Origin of the sequence: Aliterella atlantica CENA595, assembly GCF_000952155.1 — a bacterium.
GTDB lineage: Bacteria > Cyanobacteriota > Cyanobacteriia > Cyanobacteriales > Chroococcidiopsidaceae > Aliterella > Aliterella atlantica.
Map to the genome: position 1 here is coordinate 1 of NZ_JYON01000046.1, position 16,187 is coordinate 16,187.

The 16,187-nt window shown below is 43.2% G+C and carries 16 protein-coding genes; 7 read left to right on the top strand and 9 right to left on the bottom strand.

Annotated features, from left to right (window positions below):
• Nucleotides 1-245 precede the first annotated feature (245 nt).
• Together mutL and UH38_RS24005 are read left to right on the top strand one after the other, a co-directional pair.
• Nucleotides 246-1,931: a DNA mismatch repair endonuclease MutL gene (mutL, locus tag UH38_RS24000; protein ID WP_045057240.1), complete on the top strand. Its 1,686-nt coding sequence runs from the start codon at nucleotides 246-248 to the stop codon at nucleotides 1,929-1,931.
• 143 nt (nucleotides 1,932-2,074) lie between these two features.
• Complete coding sequence (locus UH38_RS24005) at nucleotides 2,075-2,347, top strand: YggT family protein (RefSeq protein ID WP_045057253.1); 273 nt, start codon at nucleotides 2,075-2,077, stop codon at nucleotides 2,345-2,347.
• A 63-nt stretch (nucleotides 2,348-2,410) separates the two neighbouring features.
• Here the strand turns inward: UH38_RS24005 and UH38_RS24010 are convergent, their stop codons facing one another.
• The gene (locus tag UH38_RS24010) at nucleotides 2,411-2,842 is read right to left on the bottom strand and encodes a hypothetical protein (protein WP_045057241.1); all 432 of its coding nucleotides are present in this window, start codon (nucleotides 2,840-2,842) and stop codon (nucleotides 2,411-2,413) included.
• A 173-nt stretch (nucleotides 2,843-3,015) separates the two neighbouring features.
• On the opposite strand from UH38_RS24010, the gene UH38_RS24015 reads away from it, so the two are divergent.
• Nucleotides 3,016-3,639 (top strand): hypothetical protein, encoded by a 624-nt coding sequence (locus UH38_RS24015; protein WP_045057242.1) that lies wholly within the window; start codon nucleotides 3,016-3,018, stop codon nucleotides 3,637-3,639.
• Between the two features lie 125 nt (nucleotides 3,640-3,764).
• Here UH38_RS24015 and UH38_RS24020 read toward each other — a convergent pair whose 3' ends face one another.
• Together UH38_RS24020 and UH38_RS24025 are read right to left on the bottom strand one after the other, a co-directional pair.
• On the bottom strand, nucleotides 3,765-4,088 hold the full coding sequence (locus tag UH38_RS24020; RefSeq protein ID WP_045057243.1) for a hypothetical protein: 324 nt from the start codon (nucleotides 4,086-4,088) through the stop codon (nucleotides 3,765-3,767).
• A 106-nt stretch (nucleotides 4,089-4,194) separates the two neighbouring features.
• Nucleotides 4,195-5,064, bottom strand: a complete 870-nt coding sequence (locus tag UH38_RS24025; RefSeq protein ID WP_045057244.1) for a shikimate dehydrogenase — start codon at nucleotides 5,062-5,064, stop codon at nucleotides 4,195-4,197.
• A 158-nt stretch (nucleotides 5,065-5,222) separates the two neighbouring features.
• Between UH38_RS24025 and UH38_RS24030 the strand changes: the two genes are divergently transcribed.
• Nucleotides 5,223-6,167: an alpha/beta fold hydrolase gene (locus tag UH38_RS24030; protein ID WP_045057245.1), complete on the top strand. Its 945-nt coding sequence runs from the start codon at nucleotides 5,223-5,225 to the stop codon at nucleotides 6,165-6,167.
• A 369-nt stretch (nucleotides 6,168-6,536) separates the two neighbouring features.
• Here the strand turns inward: UH38_RS24030 and UH38_RS24035 are convergent, their stop codons facing one another.
• A complete protein-coding gene (locus UH38_RS24035) occupies nucleotides 6,537-7,502 on the bottom strand; it encodes an aldo/keto reductase (RefSeq protein WP_045057246.1) in 966 nt (321 codons plus the stop codon).
• A 190-nt stretch (nucleotides 7,503-7,692) separates the two neighbouring features.
• Between UH38_RS24035 and UH38_RS24040 the strand changes: the two genes are divergently transcribed.
• A complete protein-coding gene (locus UH38_RS24040; RefSeq protein WP_082065514.1) occupies nucleotides 7,693-8,559 on the top strand; it encodes a pentapeptide repeat-containing protein in 867 nt (288 codons plus the stop codon).
• Between the two features lie 214 nt (nucleotides 8,560-8,773).
• A complete protein-coding gene (gene argZ / locus UH38_RS24045) occupies nucleotides 8,774-10,879 on the top strand; it encodes a bifunctional arginine dihydrolase/ornithine cyclodeaminase (RefSeq protein ID WP_045057247.1) in 2,106 nt (701 codons plus the stop codon).
• 39 nt (nucleotides 10,880-10,918) lie between these two features.
• Here the strand turns inward: argZ and UH38_RS24050 are convergent, their stop codons facing one another.
• From UH38_RS24050 to UH38_RS24065, 4 genes are all read right to left on the bottom strand, one after another.
• On the bottom strand, nucleotides 10,919-12,088 hold the full coding sequence (locus tag UH38_RS24050) for an NAD(P)/FAD-dependent oxidoreductase (RefSeq protein WP_045057248.1): 1,170 nt from the start codon (nucleotides 12,086-12,088) through the stop codon (nucleotides 10,919-10,921).
• Nucleotides 12,089-12,388: 300 nt separating this feature from the next.
• Nucleotides 12,389-12,718, bottom strand: coding sequence for a DUF433 domain-containing protein (locus UH38_RS24055; RefSeq protein ID WP_045057249.1), 330 nt, complete (start codon nucleotides 12,716-12,718; stop codon nucleotides 12,389-12,391).
• Nucleotides 12,719-13,285 (bottom strand): Uma2 family endonuclease, encoded by a 567-nt coding sequence (locus UH38_RS24060; RefSeq protein WP_045057250.1) that lies wholly within the window; start codon nucleotides 13,283-13,285, stop codon nucleotides 12,719-12,721.
• A gap of 43 nt (nucleotides 13,286-13,328) precedes the next feature.
• Nucleotides 13,329-13,550 carry a DUF6887 family protein gene (locus tag UH38_RS24065; RefSeq protein WP_052672564.1) on the bottom strand — a complete coding sequence of 74 codons (222 nt, stop codon included), beginning with the start codon at nucleotides 13,548-13,550 and terminating at the stop codon, nucleotides 13,329-13,331.
• A 91-nt stretch (nucleotides 13,551-13,641) separates the two neighbouring features.
• On the opposite strand from UH38_RS24065, the gene UH38_RS24070 reads away from it, so the two are divergent.
• A complete protein-coding gene (locus UH38_RS24070; RefSeq protein WP_045057251.1) occupies nucleotides 13,642-14,556 on the top strand; it encodes a hypothetical protein in 915 nt (304 codons plus the stop codon).
• 450 nt (nucleotides 14,557-15,006) lie between these two features.
• Here the strand turns inward: UH38_RS24070 and UH38_RS24075 are convergent, their stop codons facing one another.
• Complete coding sequence (locus UH38_RS24075; protein ID WP_045057252.1) at nucleotides 15,007-16,038, bottom strand: AAA family ATPase; 1,032 nt, start codon at nucleotides 16,036-16,038, stop codon at nucleotides 15,007-15,009.
• Between the last annotated feature and the right edge of the window lie 149 nt (nucleotides 16,039-16,187).

The window sequence follows — 16,187 nt, forward strand, 5'->3', positions numbered from 1 at the left end:
CAAGCAATTAGTTATAGAGCTATGCGGTAAAAATTAGAACTTACACGTTCATGCTCTTGCGCCTGCGCCGTGTTATTTGCTCCGGCTTCTTACATTGCTAAGATAGCTTCAAAAGCTCTAAGGTGAACGTTGATAATATCTTTCCAAAGAAAGAGCTAGATTTCAGCGTCAAACTTTGTGTAAATAACAGCCGATAAAGCTATCTATCAACAAGCAACAAATTGATGCAGCCGAGAATGACAATTATGAAACCTGGTATTCAAACTTTACCAACAGAAGTTGTACATTTAATAGCTGCCGGAGAAGTAATTGATTCTTTAGCAGCAGTAGTAAGGGAACTTGTAGAAAATTCTCTAGATGCTGGCGCAACGCGGATTGTAATTTCTGTATGGGGACAACAGTGGCGAGTGCGCGTTGCTGATAACGGTTGCGGCATGAAACTTGCAGATTTAAAACAAGCAGCTACCGCCCACAGTACCAGCAAAATTCGCAATTGTGACGATTTGTGGCAAATTAACAGTTTGGGCTTTCGCGGTGAAGCTCTGCATAGTTTGGCACAATTAGCCCAGCTAGAAGTTATTAGCCGTTCGGCGCAGATAGATGAAGGTTGGCGCGTTACCTACTGCAATTTGGGAGAACCTTTGCAAGTAGAAACAGCAGCGATCGCACCTGGTACAGTTGTAACTGTAGATAATTTGTTTGGTACGTGGTGGGAACGCCGTCAAGGATTGCCGCCTTTGGAGCGGCAAATGAAAGCAATCCAAAGTACAATCGGACAAATTGCTCTATGCCATCCTCATGTTACTTGGCAAGTTTGGCAAAATGACCGCCAATGGTTCGCCCTCAGCCCAGGAGCAAATACCCAACAGCTAATTCCGCAACTCGTTCGTCAAGTGCGTTTGGGTGACTTGCAGCACTTAAAAAGTGAATTACCTGCGCCTGAAGGCGAGAAATTAGCTGGTAATTGTTCTTTGCAACTTGTCCTCGGCTTACCCGATAGATGCCATCGCCATCGCCCTGATTGGATTAAAGTTGCAGTAAATGGGCGGATGGTAAATTTACCCGAACTAGAACAAACAATATTATCAGCAACTTCGCGGACATTGCCGCGCGATCGCTATCCTATATGTTTTTTGCATCTAAAAGTTTCTCCCTGTCAAGTTAACTGGAACCGCCACCCAGCCAAAATAGAAATTTATTTAAATAACTTAAATCATTGGCAAGAGCAAGTTAGTCAAGCAATCGAGCAAACTTTACGGCTAAATAGCGAATCTGTGTGCGAGAAAGTGCATAACGAACGCATAGGGAAATTAATCAAAGCTTCAGAGGCTAAAGGTTCTTATGGGCTAAATCGCTCTATAGAACCAAGATTAGAGGAAGCAAAGACCGATATTGACTTAAAAGCGATCGCTCAAGTCCACAATACCTATATCATGGCAGAGCATCCTGGCGGCTTGTGGCTTGTAGAACAGCACATTGCTCACGAACGAGTTTTGTACGAGCAACTGTTAAAAAGCTGGAAATTAGTAGAACTAGAAGTACCAGCCATTCTCCATCAGCTATCCGAGCAACAGCAGTTGCAATTACAACGCATTGGCTTAGATATACGACCTTTTGGGGCAGATGTTTGGGCAGTTCGCAATGCACCTACACTTTTGGCTGCAAGAGATGATTATGCTGAAGCACTTTTAGAGCTTAGTTTGGGCGGTGATTTGCAAGCGGCGCAAGTTGCAGTAGCTTGTCGCAGTGCAATTCGTAACGGTACGCCTCTAAGTTTAGAAGAAATGCAAATTCTTTTAGATAGATGGCACAGTACCCAAAACCCTAGAACTTGTCCTCACGGTCGTCCAATTTATCTATCTTTAGAAGAAACAGCTTTATCGCGCTTTTTCCGCCGCAATTGGGTAATTGGCAAAAGTCATGGCATATAGAAGAGTAAAGGAGAAAAGGTTTTTAGACCTTCTGTTCTCCAAGAGTTTGTACCTATTGCGTAAGATCCTAAATAGGCGGATATCAGCTAAATTAAAGTTAAATCTCTTGTAACTACTAAACACGCAACTAATTTATGGCATCAATTGAGCTACTAGCTACTACGCTATCTACCTTTATCACCATTTACACGGGTTTGTTGGTTGTACGTATTTTGTTAACTTGGTTTCCCAATATCGACTTTTACAGCCAGCCATTCGCTGCTTTAAGTCAAATAACTGACCCCTACCTGAATATTTTCCGTTCTATCATTCCGCCTCTAGGTGGAATTGATTTTTCGCCAATGTTAGCAATTATCTTGCTTCAGTTGATAGGTGGGTTGCTAGCAGGAGTCTCAACGTCAGGAGTACCAATCTAATTTTTAGATGGCTAGCACATATAAATAATTTCGCCAGGTACGATATGTATCCTGGCGATTTAGTTAGCGCCTTACTTTTCCGCTAAACCCTGCGGCTTTAAATTGCTTGAGTTGCAATGGTAAGGGCTGATTTGCTGGAACAGAAATCCTAAAGCTAAAATCGCTGACTCCTGCTGGAATTTCGGCAATAGAGCCAATGCGGGTACGATTTTGCATGACAGAATCATTATTAGCATCATAAATCCGCCCAAAGACATCAGCATCAAACACGGGCTTGCCAGAAGTATTTTCCGCCTTTCCAGTCACAATAAAGCAATTAGCAGCGTTAGTAGCGCCGCTAGTGACTGCTCCTTGAGCAAGTTCCGGCGGACATTCTTGATAAGAAATGTCAGACAGCTTAATTTGTGTTAGCGCTAGAGCGGGGGGAGTAGATACCCAAGTAGTTATCGCCACAAAGCAAGTCACTATGACAACAAACAGGGGTCGAAACCGCATACACTGCACCCAAAAAACTCAATTTAACGTAACCTCAGCTTAACACGCGAGTTTTACACTTCAAAAATCCTTATTTGGCTGTTTTTGTGGTTAAAGTCAAAAGTATTTAATCGGCAGTTATTAAAATTTTGTCATAATTAGGGAAACCAGCCCATGCGATCGCGCTTTTGGCTATGACCCCTGACAATCTTGAAGCAGCACTGCAAGCTGCTTTCACCCGTTGCGATACGAGTTCTTGTCCTCTGAGCGAACAGCAGAAACAAATTCTGCTGCAAGTAGCTGGGGAATTAATTACTCAAAGGGAATTTGACAACACCGATTCGCCTGCAAGTAATCCTTTAGACGAATTAACTCCAGAACAACGTCAAAGTTTTTTACAATTTGTTCTTACCCAAGAGCAACAAAACAATCCTTGGAAGATTCAGTTACTTAACGATTGGTTGCAAGAGCGAAATTCAGGTGAAATGCAGTTTATCCGCGAAATATACGGCTTCGGGTGGCTTAACCGCATCGAGCCAGTGCATATTGCTAAATACGCTGAAATGTACGCGGAAGATACTCTCAAACTTAAAGTAGGCGATCGCATTGAGGTATCTAATGGTTTATGGGAATGGGTGCAAGAAACAGGTCCTTGTAGCCGCCAGTGGTTTCCGTGTACGGTGATTGCAGTTGACCAAACCACTAACAGCGACTACACAAGTTGCTCTATTCGCTTTAGTAACGGCGCTGAGTACCAAATTCAAGGCGTATATAACTGGAATCGCTATAACTGGCGTTGGGCGGAAAATGGGAGATAACAGTTACCAGTTACCAGTTAATCCTCGTACTTGGAAAAAACGGGGATTTAAAGAATCAATTGCTTGATTTTCCCCAAATAGAATTTGGGGGCTTGTATTTACTACTAGAAGGTCAATTTACCTGCTTAGTAAAGACGAAGTTTTAGTGCCACTAAAGTTACTAGCGCAACTAAGCCAAGCGCGCGACGGAAATAGTTGACTCCCTCGAAAAGCTCCAGCCACGCCCAAGTAAATAAAGCACCATAGGCTATCAAATCTGCTCCTGTCTGGAGTTTCCCACTAGGAAGAACAAATTGAAGGATTATTGCACCTATCCCAACTAAAATTGGCAAGTTGGGGGGCATCTGAATTATAACAATATTGCCTTCACTATCTCGAAAAGTGCGATCGAACAACGTCGTACCTTTCGCCTCCATCTTTTGTAAATCGCTGTCTGTTTGAGATGTCATCTGACCTTACCTACCTAAAATACAAAGTTGTTAACTAGCCTTTCCTAGCGGAATTCTAGCTAAAAATAAGTTGGTAAATTAAATGCCCAAAGGAAGATAAGATTGGTTATTTTTTATTTGTCAGGTAGTTTTGCAAAGCTTGGCGCATAACGTCTGCTGGTGCTGGTTGTTGCAACCAAATCGATAAAGCTGCTGCTCCCTGTTGCACTAGCATCTCTAAACCATCAATGGCGATCGCTCCTTGCTGTTGTGCTTGATGTAAAAATTGGGTAGGTCTAGGAGTGTAAATTAAATCGTAGGCGATCGCATTTTTAGGCAAATCTGCTATTTCTGCTTGACTCAATGGAGATTCTGTAGTGTGAGGATGCATTCCAATTGGAGTTGTATTAACAAGCAAATGTGCATGAGGAATTAATTGGGGGATTTTTTCCCAGCTATGCACTTGTAAGCTGTCAATTAAACTAGAATCGCTCCAACTACCCTGAAATTTGATTAGATTTTCTTGGTTTCTGCCAATAACACAAATTTCTTTAAACCCCAATTGAGCGCAGCCTGCTACTACTGCACGCGCTGCGCCGCCATTACCTAAAATTACTGCTACTTTTTGGCTCCAATCTTGGTTATAAGTCTTTAAAGGGGCAATAAATCCTTCTACATCAGTATTTGTTCCTGCCCAATTACCGCTATCAGTGCGCCAAACAGTATTTACAGCACCGATCGCTCGCGCGGTTGGCGATATTTCTGATATTAGAGGCAAAATTGCCTGTTTATGCGGAATTGTAATATTAAAACCTATAAGATTGATTGCTGCAAAACCTGCGATCGCATTTGCTAAGTCTTTAGGTTCTACAGGTAGAGGTAGATACACGTAATCTAAACCTAAATGAGCGATCGCGGCATTATGCATAACTGGCGACAAAGAATGTTCTACCGGATAGCCAATTACACCTAATAATTTTGTTTTACCTGTAATCATGTGGAAGATAGCACCGCGCAAGCATCAACAATTAACCTAGCAAACAATAGATCCCCCTGTCCCTCTTATCTAACGTGGGAGATGAGACGTAGCAGTGCTACGTCTCTACATTAGATTTACACTAAAATTATTAATGTTACTTAACATTTCTTGGAATCATGCAGGCAACACCAGCCGTTTCTACTAGCCCAATTCCTGGTAAATATTGGCAGTGGCGCGGACAGGATATCTATTACGTCAAAGCGGGGGAAAAACACCCCCAACGTCCTCCTTTGCTTTTAGTACATGGATTTGGCGCTTCTACCGATCACTGGCGCAAAAATATTGCTCAACTACAAGCCGATTTTGAAGTTTGGGCGATCGATTTATTAGGTTTTGGACGTTCTGCTAAACCTCAATGGCAATACGGCGCTGACTTGTGGCGCGATCAGTTATATGAATTTATTACTGAAGTAATTGGGCAACCTGCGGTACTTGCTGGCAATTCTTTAGGTGGTTATGCTTGCTTGTGCGTAGCCGCCCAACGACCCGATGCGGCTGCTGGTTTGGTACTACTCAATAGTGCTGGTCCTTTTTCCGAGGCTGAAGCGTCCTCAGAACCCGATCCATTGCAAGCTGAGGTGCAACCACCCAAACAGCCGGAACTGTGGCAGAAGTTCATGGGAGAGGCTGCTAAATGGATTTTTCAACAACCATTGGCGCGTTTTCTTTTATTCCAGTACGTGCGCCAGCCTTGGGTAATTCGCCAAACTTTGGAAAGAGTCTATTTAGACAGAAGTGCAGTTACAGATCAGTTGGTAGATGATATATATCGCCCTTCTTGCGATCGCGGTGCGGCAGAAGTATTTGCAGCAATTTTTAATAACCCTGAAGGGGAAAAAGTTGATGTATTGCTCCAGCAGCTAAAGTGTCCTTTACTGATGCTTTGGGGTGAAGGCGATCCTTGGATGAATGCCAAAGAGCGATCGCCTAAATTCCGTCAATATTGCCCTAATCTTACAGAATACTTTTTGCGTGCTGGTCATTGTCCCCACGATGAAGTACCAGAGCAAGTTAATTCTTTGTTGCGATCGTGGGTACTTGCTACTGCAACATCCTCATAAAATTTTAAGGGGTCTTATCCTAATGTGATAAAACCCCTCAAAATTCGGAATTTAAGTTATTCAAAGTTGGAGTTAACAAATAAAGTGGAGAAATAACTAAGGTTTACATCTCTCGTATCTCCAGTATAGTCAGTCCTTACTTGACCTACGTTTGGCTTTGCTCTAACGAGCTTTTCCACTAACCCTATACATGGAAAGATGACAAGTTCGGCTCTCTAACAGGGGACACTAGGTTGAGCGCCGTTTTGGTTTGCTGTTTTCTAAGCTCGTGTCCTAATAATTAAGTTATCACTACTTTTGGGTTTAGCAACTATCTATTTACCAAAATTCAAAAGTCTTGAAACTTCTCAATCTAACAGCAATGTTTATTTAAGAAGCAAAGTTCCACATTACAGGATTATCGTCTAAATGGTCTGTAACTGTTCTGCCAATTGCATCTATTTCTGCTAATTCATCGGCAGAAAGCTTAATATCAGCAGCTTGAGCGTTGGCTGTAGCTTGTTCGGCGTTTCTTGCACCCACGATCGCATTTGCTTGCGGTTGGGCAATTAACCAAGCTATAGCTAAATTACCCAAGGTAGTATGATGGCGATCGGCAATGGGACGGAGTTTGTCTAAAGCTTGCTGCGCTCTTTGGTAATTTTCACCTTGGAATAATTTATTTTTGGCGCGGTTATCATCAGGTGAAAATTTATGCCCTCCTGTAAACTTACCCGTTAACAATCCTTGCGCTAAAGGAGAGTAAGCAATAATTGAAATCTCATTTTCGATGCAATAAGGCATAGCATCATTTTCTACCTGTCGCCAAAATAGAGAATAAGGCGGTTGTAAGCTGTCTATGCGTCCGTATTGAGATGCTTCTGCTAGTTGAGTGCGGGAAAAATTGGAAACGCCAATGGCGCGGATTTTGCCTTGCTCTTTTAAATTATTTAAAGCGCTCATAGTTTCCTCAATAGGGACTATATCGCTGTTAAAAGTACCGCTGGGCCAATGAATTTGATATAAATCGATATAGTCAGTTTGCAGGTTTTGCAGCGATCGCTCGCAAGCTGCGATAACTTGTTCGGATTTGAGGTGATTGGCAAAAACTTTAGTCGCGTAGATCGCGCGATCGCGTACATCTGACAAAGCTTGAGCGACAATTTGCTCGGAATGCCCTCCTCCGTAGACTTCCGCAGTATCGATTGTAGTAATTCCCGCATCAAAAGCGGCTCTGATTGCGTTAATCGATTCTTCATCAGAAATTCCTACCCAGTTTTTTTTCCCTGCTTGCCAAGTTCCCATCAAAATCGGGGTAATTTGCAGATCCGATCTGCCTAAGCGGCGCTTTTCCATGACTTGCTCCTAAATAGAAAAATGGCAATTGCTTTTATTTAATATATTTTTAAAAATCGAAATAATCTGCCGCAAGTAATTTATTTGGCAGAATATGGGAATAATATCGCTAGTTGAAATATTTAAGTGCTAATCTACGACGCATTAGCACCTATGTCTCTAATTGCCATACCCAAACCTCACCACACCTATGAGATCGATTCTCCAACTACCTACTAAAGATAAAAGCCTTCAAACGCCCATAAATTTTAAATCGCACCAATTACGAATTACGAATTACGAATTACGAATTAGTATTCTTGCTACTACTGCCCTTTTAACTTTTGTTAGTCTTGCTAGTCCAGCTTTATCAGAAAGCATTGAGGATACAAGGCAACTTTTGTCAACCAAACAATGTCCTGGTTGCGATCTTAGCGGTGTAGGATTGGTTTTAACTAACTTGTCAGGGGCAAATTTAAGCGGGGCAAATTTAGCAGGTGCAAACTTGAGTCGGGCGAATTTAAGTGGCGCGGATCTCACAGGCGCAAACTTAAGCGGCGCTTCTTTGTATGGAGCAAACTTGAGTGGCGCAAAACTAGATGGAGCGCAAGTAGTAGGAGCAGATCTTCGGGATGCTTATTTAGTTAATGTTAGTTTTGGTACTGCTCCGGTAGAGGGCGCACATTTGCAAGGAGCGATCGGCATTCCCCTAGAAGTTGCTAAAGTTGAAGATTTTTATCGTTGGGGGATGGTGCAAGGAGAAAAAGGCGATGCTCAAGGAGCAGCAGAATATTTCACTCAAGCTTTGCAGATCGATCCTCAATTTGCACCAGCCTACTTAGCACGTAGCGTTGCACGTTACCAATTATTAGATCGCAGGGGTGCAATGCAAGACGCACAAATTGCCGACAAATTGTTTGTTGCTCAAGGTAATGTCGCAGGAAATCAAACAGCGCAAGCATTTATTAAAGAACTACAAACACCACCAGGTTCTAAACCCGCTAAAAGTAAAGGCAATTTCATGAACTTTTTGGGCGCTATTGGTGCTGCGGCAGCTAAATTATTCTTGCCTTTTTAGTTACTGTTGCTAGCAAATTTGATGTTTTCATAACTTAAGTGCTGCTCGTATTGGGCAGCACTGTTATTTTTGGGTTTGCGTCCTAATAGAATGAAACTAGAACATCTGGAAAATCAGCCCAGTGAAATTAGTAGCTAGATTTACAGAAGTGCAGCAGCAAAAGTCTGTATGCAATTAAAGCTTGAAGCGTTATTATCGTACCCATTCTACTTTTATGACTTCCCAAATCCAGTTTTTGATGTGCGCTCCCGACCATTACGACGTAGATTATGTAATAAATCCCTGGATGGAAGGCAATCTCCACAAATCGTCACGCGATCGCGCTGTCGAACAATGGCAAAAGCTACATCACGTCCTTAAAGATAATGCCATTGTTGACTTAGTTAAACCGCAAAAGGGCGTACCAGATATGGTATTTACAGCAAATGCTGGGCTGGTTTTGGGTGATAACGTAGTTCTGAGCCGTTTTTTCCACAAAGAGCGTCAGGGAGAAGAACCGTACTTCAAACAGTGGTTTGAAGACAAAGGCTATACAGTCCATGAATTACCCAAAGACTTGCCTTTTGAGGGTGCTGGCGACGCATTATTAGACCGCGAAGGGCGCTGGTTGTGGGCTGGATATGGTTTTCGCTCGGAACTTGATTCTCACCCCTTTTTAGCTAAGTGGCTGGATATTGAAGTGTTGTCGCTGCGGTTGATGGACGAGCGATTTTATCATTTGGATACTTGCTTTTGTCCCCTAAGTGGTGGCTATTTGTTGTACTATCCAGCAGCTTTTGATGCTTATTCCAACCGCTTGATCGAGATGCGCGTACCTGAAGAAAAGCGGATTGCGATCGCGGAAGCAGATGCGGTAAAGTTTGCCTGCAATGCTGTCAATATCGACTCAGTAGTTGTAATGAATAAAGCCAGCGATGCTCTCAAAGAGCGTCTGGCGGCGGTTGGTTTTCGCGTGATTGAAACGCCCCTAACAGAATTTCTCAAAGCTGGCGGTGCGGCTAAGTGTTTGACGCTGCGGGTGACAGAACCCGTAAGAGCAGAAGTTACAGCCAATGTATCAGTAGAAAGCCGGATAATTCGCCTTGAAGGTCATTTGCTCGATTCTGGCTTGATTAACCGCGCCTTAGATTTAGTTGTCGAAAGTGGCGGTAGTTTTAAGGTAATGAATTTTAACTTAGGGGAGCAAAGACAAAGCACTTCAGCAGCGGAAGTAAAAGTATCTGCGCCTTCCCATGAAGTAATGGAAGGAATTGTCTCTCAGCTAATTGACTTGGGTGCGGTAGACTTGCCTCAAGATGAGCGCGACGCTAAGTTAGAACCTGTAACAACTGCTGGCGTATCTCCAGACGAATTTTATGTCACAACTATTTATCCAACAGAAGTACGGATAGATGGAGAGTGGATTAAAGTTCAAAATCAACGCATGGATGGAGCGATCGCAATTACTCGTACTCCTGATGGGATAACCGCCCGTTGCAAGCTATTACGCGATTTAGAAGTAGGCGAACAAGTAGTAGTAGATGTATTAGGTATCCGCACTATCCGCAAAACAGAATCGCGCGAACAACGTAATACGCAAGAATTTAGCTTCATGTCGGCGGGAGTTTCTAGCGAACGCCGTGTGGAATTAGTAGTAGAACAAGTAGCTTGGGAACTAAGGCAAATTCGCGATCGCGGTGGTAAAGTTGTAGTCACAGCAGGACCTGTTGTAATTCATACTGGCGGAGGCGAACATCTAGCGCAGTTGATTCGGGAAGGCTACGTACAGGCGCTATTGGGGGGAAATGCGATCGCCGTCCACGACATGGAACAAAACCTGATGGGTACTTCTTTGGGTGTGGATATGAAGCGCGGCGTTAGCGTGCGCGGCGGACATCGTCATCATTTGAAGGTAATTAATACTGTACGGCGTTATGGCAGTATTGCCGAAGCTGTAGAACAAGGTGCGCTGACAAGTGGGGTAATGTATGAGTGCGTCCGCAATCACGTTCCTTTTGCTTTAGCAGGTTCGATCCGCGATGATGGTCCTTTACCAGATACGCAGATGGACTTACTCAAAGCACAGCAGGAATATTCCGACTTGCTAGCAGGTGCAGATATGGTATTGATGCTTTCTTCCATGCTGCATTCTATTGGTGTAGGGAATATGACACCCGCTGGCGTAAAGATGGTGTGCGTGGATATTAATCCGGCGGTAGTGACAAAATTGAGCGATCGCGGTTCGGTAGAATCGGTTGGTGTAGTAACAGATGTAGGTTTATTTCTCAGCTTGTTATTGCAGCAATTAAATAAGTTGACAAGTCCTTATCAAGTTGCGTAGCTGAATACATTGCTAAAGACAAGGAGATGCTGTTATCAGCTATCTCCTTTTTATCAATAATTGGTTAATGACTTCATCATCTTGTCCTATAGCCCATCGAGCAAACCTCGGCGCTAAAGCAGGAACAGTTGCAAAAGGACTGCTAAATCCAGAAAATACATGGATGTTTTCGTAGCTAGGAATAGTACCAATTAAAGGCAAGCGATCGCACCCAAAGGCAACTAAGCAGTGATGCCATTTGCCCGATAAGTTAGCTAATTCTGGTAATATTCGCCCGATACTAGCTCTAATAGCCGCTTCGCTCTTGGCAGCATCTATTTTGGCATTGGGGTTGCTAATTGCGCGGCTCAACTGCCCTAAACGCAGGCTCCCATCTATAAACTGAACTGCACCTGCATCGATAATTGGTGGAGATATTTCGCGATCGGGTTCGTGCCATAATTGCTCTTTAGCAGCGGTGCTTGATTCTGCCTCCAAGTCGAACCATTTCATTTTTGCAGGCATAACTTGCGATCGCATCTGCACATCGCAAGCAGGGATTTCTATTAATTCTGCATGGGTAAAATAGAGTTTGACAGGCATACCCGCAGCTTGAAGTAAAGTGCGACTATCCGCACCCGCACAAATAACAACGTTGCTGCTGCAATACTGCTGACTATTTGAAGTAATTCCTGTAATTCGGCGGTTTTGACTTAATAATCCGGTTACTTGCTCGATTTGCTTGTGTCCCCCAGCACGCATAAATGCTCGAATATAAGCAGAAGTAATTATTTCTGGGCGAACATTACCATGTTTGACAGTCAGCGCACCTGCGATCGCAGCAGGATTTAGTAATGGTTCTAAGGCACAAGCTTCTGCAACGCTGAGTAATTGAGGCTGGATAGCAAATTTGCTATAAAAAGCGATCGCCCAATGCGGATCTTCATCAAGGTCAATAGTTAACAATAAATCTAATTCGCGAAACTGCGTGTTTGTTTCCAACTCCTGGGATAAAATGCGATGGCGACTAATTCCTTCTGCATACAGTTGGCGCGTTACAGCATCTGTTCCCGACCAATACGCAATTCCGCCGTAACTATAACGAGTAGCATTTTGGGGTGAGGCATCTTGTTCTACTAGCAAGACTGTTAAACCAACTTTTGCTAATTCGTAACTTAATGCTGCGCCTGTTATTCCCCCGCCAACTACTATCCAATCGTAAGTTTTCATAGCATACCCAATTGATACCAGTTTGACCTCAATTCCAGGCTTTTTGGGTATTGTATATTAAGTTTGTAGTGACTCCCCAGGCAAGATTCGAACTTGCGACCAATCGGTTAACAGCCGATAGCGAAACATTACTATGTAAGGCTTTGATAAGCGATACCAATTCCAGATACCAGTTTGATACCACTTTACCAGTATTTAAGCAGCCAACCTAACCACTTAATCAGACATAATTTACCGATAGATTCTGGCGCGATCGCTCTTTGACTTACTCAGTAATCTAAAAGTGAGTCACTCGTGCTGTTAACTAAGATAGCTATCCCTCCAGCAGACCGCTAACTCATATCTAAGCGCCACTTCAATTTGCTCGTGGCTTATTCCATAATCAACTGATAATTCTGAAATTGAATCTCCACCAAGAAATCTAGAAGCGATCGCATCGCTTGGTACTCCTGTACCAGTAGCGCAAGGTCTGCCAAACTGCACTGAAGGATCTTGTATTACTTGGGCTACTTTCCGCAATTGACTAACTTCCTCAGCATTGACTTGAGCTAAAGCACAGAAGCTCGTACCCTCATCACTGCTAGTCAGATATGGGCATTGATGTTTCAGGTTATGTGTATTTATTCGCATTTAGTTCCAAATTCTCTGCAAATTTAATGAAAAACCTGGTAGTACATCTTCCCCAAACAACGTGCTAGGCGAGTCTACTGTTTCTATTACCATGCCTTGTCTGTATATATAAACAAGGGCGTTTTGCGGGTCTATTAACCAACCAAGAATTGCTCCATTGCCCATATATTCGAGCATTTTGGCTTGCAACTCATCCAAGTTATCAGTTGGAGAGCGCAATTCTAATACAAAATCAGGGCATAGCGGTACATAACCATCTTGCTGTTTGGAAGAAAGCGATTCCCAGCGATCGCGTCTTACCCAAGATACGTCAGGAGATCGTTTTGCACCGTTAGGCAATCTAAACAAAGTAGAGGAATCAAAACCCTCTCCCAATTCCAAATGCTCGTCTACCCAGTTGCCAAATTGTTTTGTCAAATTGAAGTTTTTTCTTCCCGATGTTCCTCCTGTTGGTGGCACAATAACTAATTCTCCTGCGGAAGTTTGCTCAAAGTTTAAGTCTGGGTTATTTTTTACTACAATCTCAAATTGTTCGTCATTTATTGTTAATGCGTTTATCGTTAGCATTGAATATTTCTCCACTGGTACGATACAAGTGATGTACTAGAGATTAAGCTGATTCCTTCTCTTGTATCTTCTGCTTGATAGCCTCCTCAGTAATTCTGGTACTCTCTTCATCTAGCGGCGCTGGATACCACTGGTTTGAATTAGAGGAGCGGTCTTGTCCTAACTTGGTAAAGAATACATCCCATGCCCGATTATCGTCACGATGGGAGTTTAAGTAATTGCGTAATTCAATACGGCTCATTGCCTCAAAATCCTGCTCTGTCACAATATAAACCTCCAAAGTAAGTATATCACGATTTAACTTACTTGTAACTCACTTTTAAGTTACCATTAGGTAAGTCATCAGTGAGTCAGAAATGAGTACCAATAAACTACGCATTCAAGCCTACGTACAAAGTGAGTTGTATCAGCAGTTTGAGCAGGAGCGATCGCAGTGGGATGTCAGCCAGTCCCAAGCACTAGAGCGGATTTTATTGGAGCGCTATCAACATGATAGCGGGGAGCAAGCTATAAGCACGAGAGAATCTGTGCATTGGATCGCTTTGGTTGAGGATTTGCGAAAGCGAGTAGAGAGACTAGAAAGTAACTTACCTAGTGAGTTAGATAGTAGCTTACCTAGTGAGTTAGAGTCAGTCACCAGTGAGTTAGATAGTGAGTTAAGCGATAACTTACCGAGTGAGTCAACTACTAGCTTACCAAGTGAGTCACCGAAGTTAGTAGTTTGCAAGCTTTATAAGAATAATCCTAATGACCCGCAATCATGGCGCTACTGGGCAGGAGATAAAGCGGGGTTTGTGGAGGATTTGAATAAAGCTAAGACTTACACAGATAAAGGCTCTAGCAGAGTGATTAACCGTCTTCTAGAAGATGATTTGCATAAGCCCACTTCTAGAGAGCGGATTAGCTGTAGGTCTTTAGAGGAGCTTACAGCGATGGTGGCAAAAGCTGAGAACAGTGAACCAATGGAGATTACCAGTGAAGTACCGAGCCAATTGGTAGAACAAACTCTAGATTATCGCTTAGTAGTTTACAAATTTGATAAGGGTAAGCCTTACAGACCAGAATATTGGCATTACTGGGCAGACTCTAAAGCGGGGTTTGTGAAGGATTTAACTACAGCTACGCTATATACATCAGAAATGAGTGCAGAGCAGATGATTGCCCAGCTTCTGGGAGATGAAATTTATAAGCCCACTGCTACCGAAAGGATTAGATGGACAGTTTTAGAATATCTTATTAAATTGGGTGCAAATTATGAGAGCGATTGTTAAGTTACATATATTCGTGGGGGGTTATATAACCCCAGTGATCAACCCCCTCCCCCACTGACAGGGTTCTTATAGGGCAAGGGTTTCAGCGTTTTGTATCAAGCTTCCAGCGATCAACCCACTCCCCCACTGACAGGGTTCTTATAGGACAAGGGTTTCAGCGTTTTAAAAATCTCAGTGATCAAGCAAAATACGATTTTTTCAATTTTTCAATTTGAAAAAAATGCAACTTCTCGCGATCGCTGGAAATTCAATCGGCTGTAAGTCCTACTCTGTAAGCATCCTGTCAGTGGGGGAGGTAGTCCCCCACTGGGAATTATAGCCTCCCCCACTGGAAATTCAATCGGCTGTAAGCCTTACTCCGCAAGCATCCTGTCAGTGGGGGAGGGGTGTAAAAAATTGCCGTTTTTTGCCTGTAAACGCTTATATAACCCCCCACGAATATTTGAAACTTTACAAATTTATAAGGTAATGGTGCTTCATTTGACCGCCGTGACCGATACGAAAATTAGGATTAGGTTCTCGATCGATCAGTCCTTCCCTGTATAATCCTGGTAATTCCCGCCTGATAGTTGATTCTGGTTTATTAAGCGCATCCGCTATACTGGCAGGGCAAAAAAGCACACCCTGATGTTTATTCAGGTAATCCACTATCAGCCAGCGCGTACCGCTATTTTGAGTCAAGTTGCCATCTTCATCTTCTGGGTCTAACAAGTTCCAAGCAAAGCTGTCATCATCAAATTTCAGCTTGTACTTCATAGGCATCCTAGACCGCGATTTCTGCATCGTCAGTACGCGCTCTGGGTCAGAAGGATCTTTTGGGTTAACAGCTTCTAAGTTCCATTCCTCATCTACCGCCGCTCTAATCGCTTTACTACCGCGCGATTTCCCTTCGCTATTAGAGTGATGCAACAGTAGGAAACTACAGCCAAATTCCCGCGCTATATCCCCCAAATAAAGTATAGGGCGAGCATATTCTGTATCGTTCTCGCTAATTGTTGTAAATCGGTTGACTGATGCCAAAGAATCAATAATGACTACCGCTGGACGGCTGGCTTTTATCCAGCGGTAAAGTTGGGCTGTATAGTCGATCTGCCAATCAGTGTGATACTGGATCGGGCAATCATTGGTTATGCCAACTTGTTTGAGCGATTCAATCAAGTTGGCAGGTGACGTGTCAGTTTGAATATACAGAATGCTATTTTTCCCCTGCACTTTGTACTCCTGCCAGTCTTCACCGCTAGTTAGCAGTTTCATCAAATGCTGCACAAATAGCGTTTTCCCCGTACCGCCGTGAGCGTGCAATAGAATCAAACTTGCTTTAGGTATCCAGCCGCGTAAAATCCACTGACGGCGATCGCCAAACTTATCCTTCAAGTCTTGCAGCTTAACTGGATCTGCTAAGTGTTGAGCGATAAGTGACTTGCAATAAGTCTCTAGTAAGTCACGCCGCGATCGCTTGTACTTCTTCGCTAGCGCTTGCATTTTCCATAGCTTCTCACCTGGAAGAGCCTATCCCACTAATATAAAAATCTGAGCTAGAATCAACGTAAAGGAGAAATAGACAGAACAAAGAAGAAGGAAAATGGCAGGTAGGTTTGAGGGGTTGAGCGACTTGGAATGGAAGTTATTTG

Excerpts from the sequence above, each read along its gene's own strand:
- mutL (WP_045057240.1), top strand. The coding sequence starts at position 246 with ATGAAACCTGGTATTCAAACTTTACCAACAGAAGTTGTACATTTAATA.
- UH38_RS24010 (WP_045057241.1), bottom strand. The coding sequence starts at position 2,842 with ATGCGGTTTCGACCCCTGTTTGTTGTCATAGTGACTTGCTTTGTGGCG.
- UH38_RS24015 (WP_045057242.1), top strand. The coding sequence starts at position 3,016 with ATGACCCCTGACAATCTTGAAGCAGCACTGCAAGCTGCTTTCACCCGT.
- UH38_RS24020 (WP_045057243.1), bottom strand. The coding sequence starts at position 4,088 with ATGACATCTCAAACAGACAGCGATTTACAAAAGATGGAGGCGAAAGGT.
- UH38_RS24025 (WP_045057244.1), bottom strand. The coding sequence starts at position 5,064 with ATGATTACAGGTAAAACAAAATTATTAGGTGTAATTGGCTATCCGGTA.
- UH38_RS24030 (WP_045057245.1), top strand. The coding sequence starts at position 5,223 with ATGCAGGCAACACCAGCCGTTTCTACTAGCCCAATTCCTGGTAAATAT.
- UH38_RS24035 (WP_045057246.1), bottom strand. The coding sequence starts at position 7,502 with ATGGAAAAGCGCCGCTTAGGCAGATCGGATCTGCAAATTACCCCGATT.
- UH38_RS24040 (WP_082065514.1), top strand. The coding sequence starts at position 7,693 with ATGAGATCGATTCTCCAACTACCTACTAAAGATAAAAGCCTTCAAACG.
- argZ (WP_045057247.1), top strand. The coding sequence starts at position 8,774 with ATGACTTCCCAAATCCAGTTTTTGATGTGCGCTCCCGACCATTACGAC.
- UH38_RS24050 (WP_045057248.1), bottom strand. The coding sequence starts at position 12,088 with ATGAAAACTTACGATTGGATAGTAGTTGGCGGGGGAATAACAGGCGCA.
- UH38_RS24055 (WP_045057249.1), bottom strand. The coding sequence starts at position 12,718 with ATGCGAATAAATACACATAACCTGAAACATCAATGCCCATATCTGACT.
- UH38_RS24060 (WP_045057250.1), bottom strand. The coding sequence starts at position 13,285 with ATGCTAACGATAAACGCATTAACAATAAATGACGAACAATTTGAGATT.
- UH38_RS24070 (WP_045057251.1), top strand. The coding sequence starts at position 13,642 with ATGAGTACCAATAAACTACGCATTCAAGCCTACGTACAAAGTGAGTTG.
- UH38_RS24075 (WP_045057252.1), bottom strand. The coding sequence starts at position 16,038 with ATGCAAGCGCTAGCGAAGAAGTACAAGCGATCGCGGCGTGACTTACTA.